This window comes from Bradyrhizobium sp. WCU1 (genome assembly GCF_053474805.1).
This window is the reverse complement of sequence record NZ_CM130280.1, coordinates 1,608,547-1,624,978: the sequence shown is the minus strand read 5'-3', so window position 1 is coordinate 1,624,978 and position 16,432 is coordinate 1,608,547. Positions and strand designations below refer to the sequence as shown.

The following is a 16,432-nucleotide window of genomic DNA, read 5'->3' as shown; positions in this document are numbered from 1 at the left end:
TTTCAGGAGGCCTTTTTGACGGTCCTGAAAAGCGTTTTCGTTGCAACCGTTTGTACCGCTTGCCTGGCTCTGGGTGGCGTGGCGTTGGCTGACGACTATCGTCCGAGCGAGTTCTTCAGCCTCGATCTCTCCCGGGCCGTGCTGTCGCCGAAGCCGCTCGGCCCGCCGGCACAGTTCGAGCCGGTTCCGGTCGAGGCAAAGACCGATCACGGTCCGGATCAGCATGCTGCTGTCGACCCGAAGGTCGAGGAGCCGAAGGTCGAGCGGCAGAAGCCCGTTCGGACGACCAGAGTGACCGCGCCGCAAGAGCGGAAGCGTGCCGCCACGCACGTTCCCACCCGCGCCAAGCTCGCGCGCCGGCACTCGAACCCGCTAGACGCGGAAGCCCGCGACACCAGGATCCAGACCTGGCCGTGCCGTACCGGCGGCATTTGCAACTGGCAGCGGTGAGGGCGGCTCGCGGTCTCGCGCCGGTCACGTGAGCACCGCATCAGCACAAGACCCGTCATCCCGAGGAGCGCGCACTTGCGCGCGTCTCGAAGGATCGACGGCCCCGTCGGTCGCCGATTCATCCTTCGAGACGCGCGTTCCGCGCTCCTCAAGGATGACGGGTCTGGGGACCCGAGAGTCATCCCGCCGTCGCAAAACCGTCGGCGGGGAGTCAAGAAACTGTAAGCCCGGAGTCAAACGGCGCAGGCAAAACCCTCGTCAGGATATGACGAAGGTTACTGAATGCCGACAGCGATCTCCGCGAGGCGGCGAGGCCTCACAAGGCGTCAGCTTCTGGTGCGCTCGGCGTCGACGGCCGCGCTGGCAGGGCTGGGCTCGCTGACAAGACCGTATCTGAGCCGCGCCGCCGATCGTCCCGCGATCGCGGGCATCCAGTCCGGTGACGTCGCAAGCGATTCCGCTGTGATCTGGGCTCGCGCCGATCGTGCCGCGCGCATGCGGATCGAATGCGCGGCCGTCGAGAGCTTTGCCACCGTCCTGCGCAGTGCGTCGGTCGATGCGCTGCCCGAGCGCGACTTCACCGCAAAACTGCTGCTCGACGGCCTGCCGCCGGGCCAGGACCTGTTCTATCGCGTCAGCTTCGAGGATCGTGACGGCCTGGTCGGCGAAAGCCGGGTCGGGCATTTCCGCACCGCGCCTATCGACCGCCGCTCGGTCTCGTTCGTCTGGTCGGGCGACGTCGTCGGGCAGGGCTGGGGCATCGACCCTGCGCGCGGTGGCCTGCGTAGCTATCGCACCATGCGGAACGAGCGCCCGGATTTCTTCATCCATTCCGGCGATCACATCTATGCGGATTGCACGGTGCCGCCGCAACAGGCGCTGCCGAACGGCGAGGTCTGGCGCAACATCGTCACCGAGGAGAAATCCGTCGTTGCGCAGACTCTTGAGCAGTTTCGCGGCAACTACAAATACAACTGGCTCGATGAGCATTTCCGCGCCTTCCACGCCGAGGTGCCTATGTTCGCGCAATGGGACGACCACGAGGTGGCCGACGACTGGGCGCCGATCGGCACTGCGGATTCGACCGGCTATGATGCGGACGGCAATTCGCGGTTGGTGGCGCGGGCACGCCGCGCCTTCCATGAATTCATGCCGATGCGGTTGATGCCGGAGCGCGACGGCCGGGTCTATCGCAAGATCGCCTACGGGCCGCTGCTCGACGTCTTCATCATCGACATGCGCTCTTATCGCGATTCCAGCTGGAACAAGCAGGGTGATCCGGACCAGGCCTTCATCCTTGGCGAGAGCCAGCTTGGCTGGCTGAAGCGGGAGCTGGCGGCGTCGGACGCCGTCTGGAAGGTGATCGCGGCCGACCTGCCGATCGGGCTCGTGAGCCTCGATGCCGTCGCGCTCGGTGACGGCCCGCCCGAGCGGCGCGAGCACGAGATCGGCGATCTCCTGTCCTTCATCAAGCGCGCCGGCGTGCGCAACACGGTGTGGCTCACCGCCGATATGCACTACACCGCGGCGCATCACTACGATCCGAACCGCGCGGTGTTCCAGGAGTTCGAGCCGTTCTGGGAATTCGTCTCCGGCCCGCTGCATGCCGGCACCTGGTCGCCCGGCGAGCTCGACAACACTTTCGGCCCGAAAGCGATGTACCAGAAGGGCTGTTCGGCCGAGCAGGGCGACAATCTCGCGCCGTGCTTCGGCCTGCAATTCTTCGGCCGTGTCGACATCGACGGCAAGACCGGCGTGATGAAAGTGACGCTGAAGGACGTCGACAATCATGATCTCTGGTCGGTCGACATCGAACCGCGGCCGGACGCGCGGCCCGGCCAGATCATGGCGCAGCACATCTAGAGCCGTCCCTTATCCCGTCGCGACATCTTGATTGCAGGCGCCTTGCCCGCAGGGCCGGTTTACGGGCAGACTGCGTCTCGGCAGTTCTGCCAATTTCATTCCTTTCAGCTGATTTGCTGGCGTGGCGTCGTCGATTTCATCGGCGTCCCACGCGTCAGGAGCTATCCATGGACAATCTGCAGACACAGGGCATCAGCCTGCCGCAGCTCGGGCTCGGCACCTTCCGCATGCAGGGCGATGCCTGCCGCGCGGCGGTCGAGAGCGCGCTCGGGCTCGGTTACCGGCACATCGACACCGCCGAGATGTACGGCAACGAAGAAGCGATCGGAGAGGCGATCGCGGCTTCCAAGGTCGCGCGGAAGGACCTGCATGTCACCACCAAGGTCTGGCACGAGAATTTGGCGCCCGATGCAATCCGGAAGGCGTTCGATGCCAGCCTGAACAAGCTGCGGCTCGATCACGTCGATCTCTATCTGGTACACTGGCCGTCGAAGAGCATGAAGCTGCCCGCCGTGTTCGAGACGCTGATGCAGCTGAAGGAAGAGGGCCGCACCCGCGCGATCGGCGTCGCGAATTTCACCACCGCGCTGCTCAAGACCGTGGTCGAGGATATCAGGGCGCCGATCGCCTGCAACCAGATCGAGTATCACGCGATGCTGGATCAGACGCCGGTGCGGAAATATCTCGCCGCGAAATCGATCCCGCTGGTGGCCTATTGTCCGCTGGCGCAGGGCCGTTTCGCGACCGACGAGACCTTGGCAAAGATCGGCCGCAAGCATGATGCGACCGCAGCCCAGGTGGCGTTGAAATGGCTGCTCGATCAGGATGGCGTTGCGGCCATCCCGAAAGCGTCACGCGCAGAAAGCCAAAGCGCCAATCTCGATGCGCTGAAGGTCGAGCTCGATGACGACGACCGCAAGGTGATCGCCGCGCTGCGCAAGGACATGCGCTGCGTCAATCCGGGTTTTGCCCCGGCGTGGGATTGAGCCGTCGACCATCCGATGTGAATGTTGAAAAAGAAAAATGGCTCCGCAAGGAGCCATTTTCCGTTGTGTCGACCTCTTGGACGTGTCGGTGGTTAGTAGCGGTCGCGCCGGATCACGACCGCTCGGTCATGGTCGTGATGCCAGCCGCGATGCCAACCACGGTCGTGGCGCATCTCGGCGCGCGTGCCCCAGCCGCGATCCCAGTGATGGTGATGGCCGCGCTTGATCACGACGGTCTCGGCGTTCGCGATCGACGGAACGGCCACTGCAAGCGTGCCGATCGCTGCAAGAACAAAACCAATCTTTTTCATTTCGTCCTCCTCAAATGATGCGAGGAGGAAACCGTGCAGGCATCGAAACGTTCCTCAGGAACTGGCGGAGTTTTCTTAACGGCTGTTCAGGTGGCCTTGCCTAACTTCTGCGTCCGACGCATCATCACACCATAAAAATCAATGTTCGGGGGACGTTGCCGTGAGTGGAATTTCGCGCCGCGTTTTTTTGAAAGCTACGGGATCGGCCGCTGCCGCCGCCATTGCAGGACCGGCCGCTGCGGCGATGGGGCCGGACGACAAGTTCGACCTCGTCATCAAGAGCGGCGACGTGATCGATCCAAGCCAGTCGCTGCGCGGCAAGCGCGATATCGGCATCCGCTGGGGCCTGATCGAGGCGATCGACGACGAGATCCCGGTCGCCCGCGCCAGCAAGACCATCGACGCGTCGGGCAAGCTCGTGATGCCGGGGCTGGTCGATCTGCACTGCCACGTCTACCCTTACGGATCGGCGATCGGCATTCCCGCCGACGAGCTGGTGCAATTCCAGGGCACCACGACCGTGGTCTCGGCCGGCGATGCCGGCGTCAACAATCTTGCGGCGCTGCGGCGCTTCATCGTGGCGCAGTCGCGGACGCGGATCTACGCCTTCGTCCATATCGCCAACAACGGCCTGTCGGCCTTTCCGGTGGCCGAGCTCTACAACATCGACAACGCCCAGGTCGAAGCCTGCGCAATGGCACTCGCCGAGAACCCGGACTTCCTGATCGGGGTCAAGGTGCGAATGTCGGAAAACGTCATCTTCAAGCACGGCATCGAGCCGCTGAAGCGCGGCATCCAGGCCTGCGAGATGTGCGGCTGGCCGGCGCGGATGATGGTGCATATCGGCGGCGTCGAGACCAGAGAGTTGATGTCCGCCATCCTCGATCTGCTGCGGCCGGGCGATATCCTCACCCATGCCTATTCGGGCGCGCCGAACATGTCGGGGGCTTTCACCAACATCGTGCAGGACGGCAAGCTGTTGCCGGCGGCGCTCGCGGCCAAGCAGCGCGGCGTGCTGTTCGATGTCGGCCATGGCGGCGGCAGCTTCGATTTTACGGTGGCGGAGGTCGCGATCCCTGCCGGCTGCACGCCCGATACGATCTCGTCCGACATCCACGTCTTTTCAGGCAACTCGCCGGGCGTCCCGTTCCTGCCGAACGTGATGAGCAAGTTCCTGGCGATGGGCTCGTCGCTGGATCAGGTCGTCGCGATGGCGACCTCGGTGCCGGCGCGGATCATCAACCGCACCCCGAAGATCGGCACGCTGCAGCGTGGCGCGCCCGCCGATGTCGCGATCATGGACCTCGTCGAGGGCCCGGTCACCTTCGTCGACACCCGCAACAACAAGCGCGACGGCAACCTGCAGCTGAAGCCGGTGCAGACCGTGGTCAACGGCGTGCCGTTCGGCCGGCCCTACCAGGCGCCATTTTCGGTGCGGTAGGCCGCCTGCCCCGGCGACCCCTGTCATTGATCCGCATCAACGACAGCAAATCCCGCTGGTCGATGATGAGCAATCATAAAGGGGCACGTCGTGACCGGGAATCATTCCTCCATCGACCGATCGGTACGTTCTTCCGCGCCGGGCGCACCGTTCTCCGAAAGTGATTTCCTGCTGCAGCTGGGCGCGGCTGTCCGCGGCGCGCGGGCGAATGCCGGTATGACGCGTCGCGAACTGGCCCGCCGGTCTGGCGTGTCGCAGCGCTATATTGCGCTCATAGAAGCGGGCAAGGGCAACGTCTCGATCGTGCTGCTGCTGCGCATCTTGAACGCGTTCCGCGACGTCGCCACCAAGGCAGCCTGACCGGAAGAGGATATTGCTTCGATGGGCGAACTCGTACTTGCCGCCAAAGTCAGCCATGTACCGTCTCTGATGCTATCGGAGCCTGCCGATCACCCGCTGCACGATGTGAGAGCGGGCGCGGTGGCAGCATTGTGCGAACTCGGCCGCCGAGCCAGGGATCGCAGGGTATCGTCCTTTGTGGTATTTGATACCCATTGGCTATCGAATTTCGGCTACCACATCAACGCCAATGCCTGGCATCGCGGCTCGTTCACGAGCCACGAAGCGCCGCAGATGATCAAGGATCTGGGCTACGATTTGCCGGAGAACACGTCGCTTGCCGAAGCGATCGCACGCGAGGCGGCAAGCGACGGCCTCAATGTGATGGCGCATCAGATCGAGAGCCTTGGTCTGGAATACGGCACCATCGTCCCGATGCACTACCTCAACCCGGAGGGTTGGGCGAAGGTGGTCTCGGTCGCGTCGCCGCTGTTCACATCGATCGAGGAGAGCCGGCTGCTGGGCGAAGCGACCCGCCGTGCGATCGCCCGATCCGGCGAGCGGGTTGCGCTGCTTGCCAGCGGATCGCTGTCGCATCGGTTGTTGCCGAACAAGAAGCTCGGCGCCGATGCCTGGACGTCGATCGCCAGCGAGTTCAACCGCCAGGTCGATTTGCGCGTGCTGGAGCTTTGGCAGCAGCGTCGCTATCGGGAGTTTCTCGATATGCTTCCCGATTACGCCACGCGGTGCCACGGCGAAGGCGGGATGGCCGACACCATCATGCTGTTCGCGGCGCTCGGCTGGTACGATTTCCGTGGCCCCGCCGAGCAACTCTGCGACTACTTCCCGTCGAGCGGAAGCGGCCAGGTGAACGTGGAGTTTCACTTGGCCCCGTGAACTTGGCTCGGCGGTGTCTGCCTAGAGCTCCGTTCCGATTGAATCGGAACGGGACTCTAGATTCTTATCTAGACGCGTTTTCTTCACGCGAACCGGTATCCACTTCGCTCGAAAACGCTCTAGCCGCGCTTCTCCACATTGCCGCTGCGCGCGGGCACGCCGAATTCCTTGCGGCACACTTCCGCCAGCACGGCGACGCCTTCGCGGATCTGGTCGTGCGAGGGGCTCGCGAAGCAGAGCCGGAGCCGGCTGCCGGAATGGGCCTTGCTGGTCGACCATTCCGGGCCTGGATTGATCGAGACCCCGGCGGCGAGCGCTGCCTGGTAGAGCTTCAACGTATCGACATTGTCGGGCAGCTTGACCCAGAGGAAGATGCCGCCCTTGGGCGCCTCGAACTCGGCCGCGGTGCCGAACTGCTCGTTGAGCGCCTCCATCAGCGTGTCGAGTTTTGCGCGCAGTCCTCGTGTCAGTTTGGGCACGTGGGTCGCGAAATGCGGCGCGCAGTATTCGGCGAGCACCATCTGCTCCAGCGCACCCGAGCCGGCATCGGTCTTCAGCGGCAGCATCCGCGACATGATCTCCCAGGGCGCAACCATGAAACCGACCCGCAGCGCCGGTGCGATCGATTTCGAGAAAGAGCCGATATGGATCACGCCGCCATGCTGGCTCATGGCGTAGATCGCGGGCGGCCGTTCGCCGTTCCAGATCAAGTCGGCATAGCAATCATCCTCGAAGATCGGCACGCCGTATTCCCTGGACAGCTTCAGCATCTCGGCGCGGCGGCTCTCGGGGAGGATCGAGCCGGTGGGGTTCTGCACGGTCGGGATGGTGTAGATGTATTTCGGCGTGATGCCGCGTCGCTTGTGATCGGCGAGCGCTGTGGCCAGCGCATCGATCCGGATGCCCTCGCCGTCGAGGGGAATGCCGACCGCATTGACGCCGAGCCGGGTCAGCCGGTTCAGCGAGCCCTGATAGGTCTCCTGCTCGATCAGCACGGTGTCGCCCTTGGCAAGCAGCGTCTGATTGACCAGATCGAGCGCCTGCAGCGAGCCGGAGACGATCATGATCTCGTCCGCCGTGCAGGCGATCCCGGCATCGCGCTTCAGCTTCTCGGTCAGGAACTGGCGCAACGGCAGATAGCCCTGCGGTCCATGCGCGAGGTTGTAGGTCGCAAGACTCCTTCCCTCACGCTTCAGCACGGCATTCATTGCTTCGAGCAAGCCGTCGACCGGCACCTGCTCGGGATCGTTGTTGCCGCCGACGAAGCTGTATTTGGCGAGCCCGGTCCAGCGCGCGGCCGGCGCAGGCAGGCCGGCCGGGAGCAGCGGTGCAAAGTCGAACTGGGCTGAGGTGGACATGGACGTTTCGCTCCGTGTTGTTGTCGTTGAGAAGGTCCGCGGGAAGCGGCCTTCCGTGAAGTCAGTTCAATTCAGTTCTTGCCGACCAGCCGGATCGGGCGGCCCTGGCTGATGAAGGCGTAATGCCCGGCGCCGACGCTGCCGACCATCAGGGCCTCGACCGCGGGTTCCGCGATTTCGCCGGCGGCCGCCCAATCGACCATGAAATTCGCGCCGGTGCCGCCGCGGGTATCGGTGGTGGCGATCGCGACCTCGATCGTAGCAAACGGTTTTAGCGCGATCGGCGATTTGAGGTAGCTCTCCACCATCTTGCCTGATGTGTCGAAATAGGCGATCCGCTTCAGCACCAGGGGCCTGGTTTCGGAGGCGTTGTGCACGCTGAGCGTCACCGAGAAATCGGCCCGAAGCTTGCCCTGGCTCATCGACACGCTGGAATACACCGGCACATAGAATGCACCTGTTGCGGTGAGGCCCTCCGATGGTACCGCGGTCAGCGAGTTCGCGAAATTTTGTTCAATACTTGCGGAGGATTGTGCTAGCGCCTCGGTCACGCGCACGGTGAGCAGGCAGAGCAAAACTGCCAGAAAAATGCCGCCTGCGCGGATGTGACACATTGCTCGGTTGATCCTCACGCCCGGCCCTCTAGGTTGCGGCAACGGAAGTCTTTGACGCATGCATGAACTCATTCGCGATATCACGCTCTGTATCCTGTTTGCCTGGGGGATCGGGCTGCTCGCCCATTTCTCCCGGCAACCGCTGATACTGGCCTATCTTATCGCCGGCTTTTTCATTGGTCCATTCGGGATGGGCTGGGTCAAGTCCCAGGAGTCGATCAGCGTCATCTCCGAGCTCGGTCTGATCTTCATGCTGTTCATGATCGGGCTGGAAATCGACCTCAAGAAGATCATCCGCGCCGGCAAGGTCATCCTGTTCGCCGGCGCCGGCGAACTCCTCGGCGGCTGCCTGATCGGCATCGCGTTCTTTGCCGGAATCGGGCTCGCGATCGGCGGCGGCAGGTTCGACGCGGTCTATCTCTGCGTCGCCTGTGCGCTGTCCTCGACCGTGATCATCGTCAAGGTGCTCTACGAGAAGCGCGAGCTCGACACGCTGCCAGGCCGGATCACGCTCGGCGTGCTGGTGCTGCAGGACATCTTCGCGATCCTGTTCCTGGCGGTGCAGCCGAGCCTCGACAATCTGCAGATCGGCGTCGTGCTGCTGTCGATCGCCCGCGTCGCGGTACTGGTCGCGACCGCATTGGTGTTGAGCCGTTATGTGCTGCCGCGGTTGTTCCACCAGATCGCGCGCAGGCCCGAACTCGTGCTGCTCGGCGCGCTCGCCTGGTGCTTCCTGATCGGCGAGATCGCCGAGCGGCTGCATCTGTCGCGCGAGATGGGCTCGCTGGTCGCCGGCGTCTCGATCTCGACATTTCCCTACGCGCTCGACGTCACCGCCAAGGTCACGACGCTCAGGGATTTCTTCATCACGCTGTTCTTCGTGGCGCTCGGCATGACGATCCCGATCCCGGGCCTGCAGGTGATCGGACTGGCGCTCGTCATCGCAGCCTTCACGGTGGTGAGCCGCCTGGTCACGACGTTCACACCGCTTTACCTGATGAAGCAGGGCCTGCGCGCCAGCCTGCTGCCGGCGATCAACCTGGCGCAGATCTCCGAGTTCTCGCTGGTGGTGATCCAGACCGGCGTCGCCGCCAACCATATCGGGACCGAGACCGCGAGCGCGGCCTCGTTCGCCTTCGTGGTGCTGGCGGTGCTCTCGACCTTCGCGATGGGCCGCAGCGACCAGATCGTACGCGGCCTGATCGGGCCGCTGAAGCGGATCGGGCTGCGCGATCTCGACCACGTGGGCGAAGGCCGCGGTGAGGGCAGCCAGGAGGGGGGACATGGCGAGATCCGGCGCATTGTCATCCTCGGCTTTTTCCGCGCCGCGAGCGCGCTGATCAGCCAGATCGAGCGGCAGAACCAGTCGCTGCTCGAGCAGATCAGCGTCATCGACTTCAACCCGCTGGTGTTCCGCACGCTGTCCGACCGCGGCATGCACGTGATCTATGGTGACATCAGCAATGTCGATACGCTGGTGCATGCCGGCATCGGCAAGGCCGAGATCATCATCCTGAGCGTGCCGGATTTCCTCCTGGTCGGCGCCGACAATGAGAAGCTGGTGCGCCACGTCCGCGCCCTCAATCCGGACGCGCGGATCGTCGCCACCGCGGACCTGCTGTCCGGCGTCGCGGATCTCTACGAGGCCGGTGCCGACTATGTCACGGTGACGCGGCTCAGCGACGCCGGCGAGCTCTATTCGGTGATCGAGGCCGCCGACGCCGGCCTTCTCGACGACAAGCGCGCCGAAATGGACGCCCAGCTCGCCGACCGGCGCGAGGTGCTGCCTTAGAGGCCGCTGCGTAGTCCGGATGGAGCCAACGGGTGCCGATACCGCCCTGGTATGCCTGCCGGACGCATGGCGGGTTGCATAATGATACTGGCGCCGACATCGGAACCCGGCTAATCCACTGCCTGCATAAAGCGAGATGTCAGGACAATGGCCGATACGATCCAGGAAGTGCTGCAAGCCTTTGCGAAGGGTGAACTCGTCGTCGTCACCGACGATGACGATCGGGAAGGCGAGGGCGATTTGATCGTCGCGGCGTCGTTCTGCACAGCGGAAAAGATGGCCTTCATCATCCGCCATACCTCCGGCATCGTCTGCGCGCCGATCACCACCGAGGACGCCCGCCGGCTGCGGCTCGACCCGATGGTGGCGCACAACGAGTCCAACCACACCACGGCCTTCACCGTCTCGATCGACTACAAGCCCGATGGGGGCACCGGCATCTCGGCCGAGGAACGCGCCTCGTGCTGCCGCGCACTCGCCAACCCCAACGCCGGCGCCAATGATTTTGCGCGGCCGGGCCACATCTTCCCGCTGATCGCGCGCGACGGTGGTGTGCTGCTGCGCTCCGGCCACACCGAGGCAGCGGTCGATCTGTGCCGGCTCTCCGGCCTGCCGCCGGTCGGCGTCATCAGCGAGCTGATGAACGACGATGGAACCGTGATGAAGGGCGAACAGGTCGCGAAATTCGCCGCCGCGCACAAGCTCAAGCATGTCACGATTGCTGATATGATCGCCTATCGCCAGGCGCGCGAGAAGCTGATCGAGCGGGTCGCGACCTTCACCACCGAAAGCCCGATCGGTCCGTTGCAGGGCTATGCCTATCGCTCGCCGTTCGACGAGATCATGCATGCCGCCTTCGTCTATAATGGCATCGGCGATGGCCGGGACGTGCTGACCCGGCTGCACAAGCCCAACATCGTGAAGGACCTGTTCACCGGGCCGGCGCGGATGGAAGCCGTGTTGCGGCACTTCAAGGATGCCGGCCGCGGCGTGCTGGTCTATCTGCGCGATGGTGCCGCCGGTGTTCCGGTCCAGCCGGTTGGCGACCAGAAGACCGCGGAGGCCGATCGCAACAAGCAATGGCGCGAGGTCGGCGTCGGTGCACAGATCCTGCGCGATCTCGGCATCACCTCGATCCGGCATTTGACCTCGTCGGTGCACGACTACAAGGGCCTGTCCGGTTTCGGCATCGAGATCGTGTCGAACGAGAAGTTCGACGTCTGATGCGGGTCATTCCGGGGTGATGCGCGCATTGCCCCCGGCCACGGCATTCGCCCAATTCAATTGCGCTTCGCGGCATAGCGCTTTAATTTATCCGCCAATTTCCGAGTGACGATGCGAAAGGATGTTTCATGAGCGTGCGCCCCCAGGCCAAGGACAAGCCGGCTGCCGCCAGCTTCCAGTGGGATGATCCGTTCCTGCTCGACGACCAGCTCACCGAAGACGAGCGCCTGATCCGCGACACGGCGCGGGCCTATGCGCAGGACAAGCTGCTGCCGCGGGTCACCAAGGCCTATCTGGAAGAGAAGACCGATCGCGAGATCTTCAACGAGATGGGTGAGCTCGGCCTGATCGGCGTGACGCTGCCCGAGGAATATGGCTGCGCCAATGCGAGCTACGTGGCCTATGGCCTTGTCGCGCGCGAGATCGAGCGCGTCGATAGCGGCTATCGCTCGATGAACTCGGTGCAGTCGTCGCTGGTGATGTATCCGATCTACGCCTATGGCGACGAGAACCAGCGCAAGAAATATCTCCCCAAGCTCGCGACCGGAGAATGGGTCGGCTGCTTCGGCCTGACAGAGCCGGACGCCGGTTCCGATCCCGGCGGCATGAAGACCCGCGCCGAGAAGGTCGCCGACGGCTACAAGCTGAACGGCGCCAAGATGTGGATATCGAATGCGCCGATCGCCGACGTGTTCGTGGTGTGGGCCAAGTCGACCGCACACGACAACCAGATCCGCGGCTTCATCCTCGAGAAGGGCATGAAGGGCCTGTCGGCACCGAAGGTCGGCGGCAAGCTCAGTTTGCGCGCCTCGATCACCGGCGAGATCGTGCTCGACAACGTGGTGGTGCCGGAAAGCGCGCTGCTGCCGAACGTCTCCGGCCTCAAGGGCCCGTTCGGCTGCCTCAACCGCGCCCGCTACGGCATCTCCTGGGGCGCGCTCGGCGCCGCCGAGGACTGCATGCATCGCGCGCGGCAGTACACGCTCGACCGCAAGCAGTTCAACCGGCCGCTCGCCGCCACCCAGCTGGTGCAGAAGAAGCTCGCCGACATGGAGACCGAGATCGCGCTCGGCCTGCAGGCTTCACTGCGCGTCGGCCGCCTGATGGACGAGGGCAAGATGGCGCCCGAGATGATTTCGATCGTCAAGCGCAACAATTGCGGCAAGTCGCTCGATATCGCCCGCATGGCGCGCGACATGCACGGCGGCAACGGCATCCAGATCGAGTATCACGTGATGCGTCACGCCGCGAACCTCGAGACGGTGAACACCTATGAGGGCACGCACGACGTCCACGCGCTGATCCTCGGCCGCGCCATCACCGGCATCCAGGCGTTCTCGTAAGGACGCGCCGCACCGACAGCGTAGGATGGGTAGAGCGCAGCGAAACCCATCTTGCCGCCCAGCGCGCGGTCGCGTGATGGGTTTCGCTTCGCTCTACCCATCCTACGAGAGCCAATAGGGGCGGTCCCATGGCCGACAATGACGACATCCCGTTCAACCGCGATTTCCCGCTGAAGTCCGGCGTGGTCGAACAGGTCCGGCCCGGCGTGCGCCGCGTGCTCTGCAACAACCCGAGTCCGTTCACCTTCACCGGCACGGTCAGTTATATCGTCGGCGAGGGCAAGGTCGCGATCATCGATCCCGGTCCCGACGACGAGGCGCATGCCAAGGCGTTGCTCGACGCGGTCAAGGGTGAGACCGTGACGCATATCCTGGTCACCCACACCCATCGCGACCATTCGCCGAACACGCCGCGGATCAAGGCCGCGACCGGCGCGCCGGTCTACGCCGAAGGCCCGCACCGCGCCTCGCGCCCGCGTTTCGAGAGCGAGAAGCACAATCCGGAATCCGGCGCCGACCGCGATTTCCGGCCCGACGTCGAGGTCAAGCACGGCGACGTCATCGAAGGCGCGGGCTTTGCACTGGAGGCGGTCGCCACCCCCGGCCACACCGCCAATCACTTGGCCTTTGCCTGGACCGAACGCAGCATCAATTTCGTCGGCGACCATGTGATGGGCTGGTCGACCTCGATCGTGGCGCCGCCCGACGGTTCGATGATCGACTACATGGCCTCGCTGGAACGGCTGGAGCAGCGCCCCGAGCAGCTCTATTTCTCGGGCCATGGCCCGGAGATTCCGGAGGGCCCGCGCTACGTCCGCTTCCTGGCGCGGCACCGCCGGGCGCGCGAGGCTTCGATCCTGCACCGTCTCGGCAAGGGCGAGGCCGACATCCCGACCATGGTGCGGGCGATCTATATCGGGCTCGATCCGCGCCTCGCCAATGCCGCCGGCTATTCCGTGCTGGCGCATCTGGAAGACCTGGTCGCGCGCGGGGTCGTGGCAACCGATGGCGATCCGGTGATCGGCGGCACGTATCGGATGGTGTAAGCCTCCCTCATTCGTCATTCCGGGGCGTGCGAAGCACGAACCCGGAATCCATCGGGCCGCAGGTTCTGCAGCAAAATGGATTCCAGGTTCTCGCTTCGCGAGCCCCGGAATGACGGGGAGAGATTACTTCTTCACCGTCTTCGCCGGCGGCGCCTTCGGTGCGGCAGGCGCCGCCTTCTTCGCCGGCTTGGAATTGTCGTTTTCGGCGGCGGAATTGAGGTCCTCGATCAGCTTCCTCACCCGCGCGGTGTTGCTGCCGAGATCGGTGTCGAAATAGCGCGAGGCCGAGCGGATATCGATGCGCGAATCCTCATCGTCGGGCGTGACCCTGATCGAGACGTCCTCGCGAAAGCCCATGATCGGCGTGCGCGCCACCGCCTCGATGCGGCCGACATTGCGCGGCGGCTGCGGCGCGCGTGCGTCGATGACAAGCCATTTGCGGCGGTTCACCAGCCGCAGCGTCATCTCATAAGCGCGGTCAGCCGGGACCTCGAGCTCGACGGTCTCGATATCCGGATAGGCGATACGCTGCCGCTCGGCCGAAGCGAGGCCGGCGTAGGCGGCGGGATTGGTGCCTTCGCCGGTGCGCAATCGCGCCAGCGCCTCGAAGCGCGGCGGGTCGATTGGGTCGGTCGTGACGTCGTAGAGCCGCGGCAGCCTGTTGTACTGATAGGTGAGGTAGGCTGGGTAGGCGAGGATCGCGGCGTCGATCAGGAACGCGAGCAGGATGCGGCCCATGCCGCGGGTGCCGTTCTGCCAGATCGCCGCGAAGGCGGCGAGGCCGAGCAGGATCGACAGGCCGGCGAGGCCCAGCGCGCCGAAGAAAGTCGCGAGCGCCGGTTTGACCTCCAGGAACCCGAACCGGACGATCAGGATCGAGACCACCACGGCAACGATGGAAAAGATCGCGAGATTGCGCGACCAGGTGGCGAGACCGGACACGGGCTCCTGCTGGTAGGGAGCGGAAAACCTGCGCGCCATCGTCGAAAAATCTGCCGGTTGAGATGTCCTTGGGCGACCTCAGCCGCCGCCAATGTCCGTGTGAGACCACGGACCTGCGGCGAATTCAAGGGATTTGGGTGCCTTCTTCCCTTCTCCCCTTGTACAAGGGGAGAAGGGTGGAGAGGGAGAATCCGCCTACGCCGCGGCGGTCGGGAAGGTGTAGTCCTTGAACTGGTCGCGCAGCGCCGTCTTCAGGATCTTGCCGGTCGCGGTGTGCGGAATGCCGTCGACGAAGGCGACGTCATCGGGCATCCACCATTTGGCGATCTTGCCGTCCATGAACTTCAGGATGTCCTCGCGCGTCGCGCTCTCGCCCTGTTTGAGCTGCACGATCAGCAGCGGCCGTTCGTCCCACTTGGGATGATGGACGCCGATCACGGCGGCTTCCGCGACCGCGGGGTGACCGACCGCGAGATTCTCCAGATCGATCGAGGAGATCCACTCGCCGCCGGACTTGATCACGTCCTTGGAGCGGTCGGTGATCCGCATGTAGCCGTGCTCGTCCATCGTCGAGACGTCGCCGGTGTCGAAGAAGCCGGCATCGTCGAGGATGTTGGCATCGACCCGGAAATAGGCCTTCGCGATCGCCGGACCCGAGACCTTGAGGCGGCCGAAGGTCTTGCCGTCCCACGGCAGCTCCTTGCCGGCATCGTCGGTAATCTTCATCTCGACGCCGAACGGCGGATAGCCCTGGGTCTGCAGGATGTCGAGCCGCTCCTCGCCGGTGCGTTCGGTGAATGGCGGCTTCAGTGTCGCCAGCGTGCCGAGCGGGCTCATCTCGGTCATGCCCCAGGCGTGGCGCACCTGGCTGCCCATGTCGAGGAACGCCTTGATCATCGAGCGCGGCATCGCCGAGCCGCCGCAGATCACCATCTGCAGATCCGGCAGCTTGACATTGTTGGCGGCCATGTATTGCAGCAGCATCAGCCACACCGTCGGGACGCCCGCGGTATGGGTGACCTTCTCGGTCGACAGCAGCTCGTACACCGAGGCGCCATCGAGCTTCGGGCCCGGCATCACCAGCTTGGTGCCCATCGACGGGGCGGAAAACGCGATGCCCCAGCTGTTGGCATGGAACAAGGGCACCACCGGAAGCATTGTGTCCGAGGCGGAGGTGCCGAGCGCGTCCTTCGAGTTGGCCATCAGCGCGTGCAACACGTTGGACCGGTGCGAATAAAGTACACCCTTGGGATCGCCCGTCGTGCCGGAGGTGTAGCACATCGCCGCGGCGGTGTTCTCGTCGAAGGTCTTCCACTCGAACTTGCCGTCGGACGCCGCGATCCAGTCCTCATAGGCGACCGCGTTCTTCAGCGTGGTCTGCGGCATGTGCGCCTTGTCGGTCAGCACCACGTAGCGCTCGACGCTCGGCAGCTGGCTCGCGATCTTCTCCAGCACCGGAACGAAGGTGAGGTCGGTGATGACGATGCGGTCCTGGGCGTGGTTCACGATCCAGGCGATCTGCTCCGGAAACAGCCGTGGATTGACGGTATGGCAGATCGCGCCGATCCCCATGATGCCGTACCAGACCTCGAGGTGGCGCCAGGTGTTCCAGGCGATGGTGGCGGCGCGGTCGCCGAGCTTGATGCCGTCGCGTTCGAGGCTCTGCGAAACCTTCAGTGCGCGAGCATGGATCTGGGCGTAGTTGGTGCGATGAATGGGGCCTTCGACCGACCGGGTCACGACTTCCTGCGTGCCGTGATATTTCGCGGCGTGCTCGATAATCTTGTGGCACAGCAAGGGCCAATCTTGCATCAAACCAAGCATAC

Annotated in this window: 15 protein-coding genes; 10 read left to right on the top strand and 5 right to left on the bottom strand. The window is 64.2% G+C overall.

The genetic code is table 11. The features are described 5' to 3' along the window. Positions 1-78: 78 nt before the first annotated feature. The 3 genes from ACTUWL_RS07305 to ACTUWL_RS07295 all read left to right on the top strand — a co-directional run bounded on the left by ACTUWL_RS07305 (position 79) and on the right by ACTUWL_RS07295 (position 3,299). Entirely contained in the window at positions 79-450 is a 372-nt protein-coding gene (locus ACTUWL_RS07305) for a hypothetical protein (RefSeq protein WP_035649959.1), read from the top strand. A gap of 282 nt (positions 451-732) precedes the next feature. Next, positions 733-2,313, top strand: coding sequence for an alkaline phosphatase D family protein (locus ACTUWL_RS07300; RefSeq protein ID WP_021076786.1), 1,581 nt, complete (start codon positions 733-735; stop codon positions 2,311-2,313). Between the two features lie 167 nt (positions 2,314-2,480). After that, entirely contained in the window at positions 2,481-3,299 is an 819-nt protein-coding gene (locus ACTUWL_RS07295) for an aldo/keto reductase (RefSeq protein WP_021076785.1), read from the top strand. Positions 3,300-3,391: 92 nt separating this feature from the next. Here ACTUWL_RS07295 and ACTUWL_RS07290 read toward each other — a convergent pair whose 3' ends face one another. Next, positions 3,392-3,610: a hypothetical protein gene (locus ACTUWL_RS07290; protein ID WP_021076784.1), complete on the bottom strand. Its 219-nt coding sequence runs from the start codon at positions 3,608-3,610 to the stop codon at positions 3,392-3,394. A 160-nt stretch (positions 3,611-3,770) separates the two neighbouring features. Here ACTUWL_RS07290 and ACTUWL_RS07285 point away from each other — a divergent pair, with 160 nt between their 5' ends. The 3 genes from ACTUWL_RS07285 to hpaD all read left to right on the top strand — a co-directional run bounded on the left by ACTUWL_RS07285 (position 3,771) and on the right by hpaD (position 6,287). After that, positions 3,771-5,051, top strand: coding sequence for an amidohydrolase family protein (locus tag ACTUWL_RS07285; RefSeq protein ID WP_035649955.1), 1,281 nt, complete (start codon positions 3,771-3,773; stop codon positions 5,049-5,051). A 90-nt stretch (positions 5,052-5,141) separates the two neighbouring features. Further along, a complete protein-coding gene (locus ACTUWL_RS07280) occupies positions 5,142-5,411 on the top strand; it encodes a helix-turn-helix domain-containing protein (protein ID WP_021076782.1) in 270 nt (89 codons plus the stop codon). A gap of 21 nt (positions 5,412-5,432) precedes the next feature. Then, positions 5,433-6,287, top strand: a complete 855-nt coding sequence (gene hpaD / locus ACTUWL_RS07275; RefSeq protein WP_021076781.1) for a 3,4-dihydroxyphenylacetate 2,3-dioxygenase — start codon at positions 5,433-5,435, stop codon at positions 6,285-6,287. A gap of 119 nt (positions 6,288-6,406) precedes the next feature. Here hpaD and ACTUWL_RS07270 read toward each other — a convergent pair whose 3' ends face one another. Together ACTUWL_RS07270 and ACTUWL_RS07265 are read right to left on the bottom strand one after the other, a co-directional pair. After that, positions 6,407-7,645 (bottom strand): aminotransferase-like domain-containing protein, encoded by a 1,239-nt coding sequence (locus tag ACTUWL_RS07270; RefSeq protein ID WP_021076780.1) that lies wholly within the window; start codon positions 7,643-7,645, stop codon positions 6,407-6,409. Positions 7,646-7,716: 71 nt separating this feature from the next. Then, entirely contained in the window at positions 7,717-8,259 is a 543-nt protein-coding gene (locus ACTUWL_RS07265) for a DUF3124 domain-containing protein (protein WP_021076779.1), read from the bottom strand. Between the two features lie 58 nt (positions 8,260-8,317). Between ACTUWL_RS07265 and ACTUWL_RS07260 the strand changes: the two genes are divergently transcribed. From ACTUWL_RS07260 to ACTUWL_RS07245, 4 genes are all read left to right on the top strand, one after another. After that, a complete protein-coding gene (locus ACTUWL_RS07260) occupies positions 8,318-10,051 on the top strand; it encodes a cation:proton antiporter (protein WP_021076778.1) in 1,734 nt (577 codons plus the stop codon). A gap of 147 nt (positions 10,052-10,198) precedes the next feature. Beyond that, complete coding sequence (ribB, locus tag ACTUWL_RS07255; protein ID WP_021076777.1) at positions 10,199-11,275, top strand: 3,4-dihydroxy-2-butanone-4-phosphate synthase; 1,077 nt, start codon at positions 10,199-10,201, stop codon at positions 11,273-11,275. Between the two features lie 128 nt (positions 11,276-11,403). Then, positions 11,404-12,618, top strand: a complete 1,215-nt coding sequence (locus tag ACTUWL_RS07250; RefSeq protein ID WP_021076776.1) for an acyl-CoA dehydrogenase — start codon at positions 11,404-11,406, stop codon at positions 12,616-12,618. Between the two features lie 128 nt (positions 12,619-12,746). Beyond that, positions 12,747-13,664 (top strand): MBL fold metallo-hydrolase, encoded by a 918-nt coding sequence (locus ACTUWL_RS07245; RefSeq protein ID WP_021076775.1) that lies wholly within the window; start codon positions 12,747-12,749, stop codon positions 13,662-13,664. 123 nt (positions 13,665-13,787) lie between these two features. Here the strand turns inward: ACTUWL_RS07245 and ACTUWL_RS07240 are convergent, their stop codons facing one another. Further along, complete coding sequence (locus tag ACTUWL_RS07240) at positions 13,788-14,645, bottom strand: DUF1499 domain-containing protein (RefSeq protein ID WP_021076774.1); 858 nt, start codon at positions 14,643-14,645, stop codon at positions 13,788-13,790. A gap of 156 nt (positions 14,646-14,801) precedes the next feature. Then, the gene (locus ACTUWL_RS07235) at positions 14,802-16,430 is read right to left on the bottom strand and encodes a fatty-acid--CoA ligase (protein WP_021076773.1); all 1,629 of its coding nucleotides are present in this window, start codon (positions 16,428-16,430) and stop codon (positions 14,802-14,804) included. Positions 16,431-16,432: the final 2 nt, after the last annotated feature.

Coding starts and splice junctions, on each gene's coding strand:
- ACTUWL_RS07300 (WP_021076786.1), top strand. CDS start 733: ATGCCGACAGCGATCTCCGCGAGGCGGCGAGGCCTCACAAGGCGTCAG.
- ACTUWL_RS07295 (WP_021076785.1), top strand. CDS start 2,481: ATGGACAATCTGCAGACACAGGGCATCAGCCTGCCGCAGCTCGGGCTC.
- ACTUWL_RS07290 (WP_021076784.1), bottom strand. CDS start 3,610: ATGAAAAAGATTGGTTTTGTTCTTGCAGCGATCGGCACGCTTGCAGTG.
- hpaD (WP_021076781.1), top strand. CDS start 5,433: ATGGGCGAACTCGTACTTGCCGCCAAAGTCAGCCATGTACCGTCTCTG.
- ACTUWL_RS07270 (WP_021076780.1), bottom strand. CDS start 7,645: ATGTCCACCTCAGCCCAGTTCGACTTTGCACCGCTGCTCCCGGCCGGC.
- ACTUWL_RS07265 (WP_021076779.1), bottom strand. CDS start 8,259: ATGTGTCACATCCGCGCAGGCGGCATTTTTCTGGCAGTTTTGCTCTGC.
- ACTUWL_RS07260 (WP_021076778.1), top strand. CDS start 8,318: ATGCATGAACTCATTCGCGATATCACGCTCTGTATCCTGTTTGCCTGG.
- ribB (WP_021076777.1), top strand. CDS start 10,199: ATGGCCGATACGATCCAGGAAGTGCTGCAAGCCTTTGCGAAGGGTGAA.
- ACTUWL_RS07250 (WP_021076776.1), top strand. CDS start 11,404: ATGAGCGTGCGCCCCCAGGCCAAGGACAAGCCGGCTGCCGCCAGCTTC.
- ACTUWL_RS07245 (WP_021076775.1), top strand. CDS start 12,747: ATGGCCGACAATGACGACATCCCGTTCAACCGCGATTTCCCGCTGAAG.
- ACTUWL_RS07240 (WP_021076774.1), bottom strand. CDS start 14,645: ATGGCGCGCAGGTTTTCCGCTCCCTACCAGCAGGAGCCCGTGTCCGGT.
- ACTUWL_RS07235 (WP_021076773.1), bottom strand. CDS start 16,430: ATGCTTGGTTTGATGCAAGATTGGCCCTTGCTGTGCCACAAGATTATC.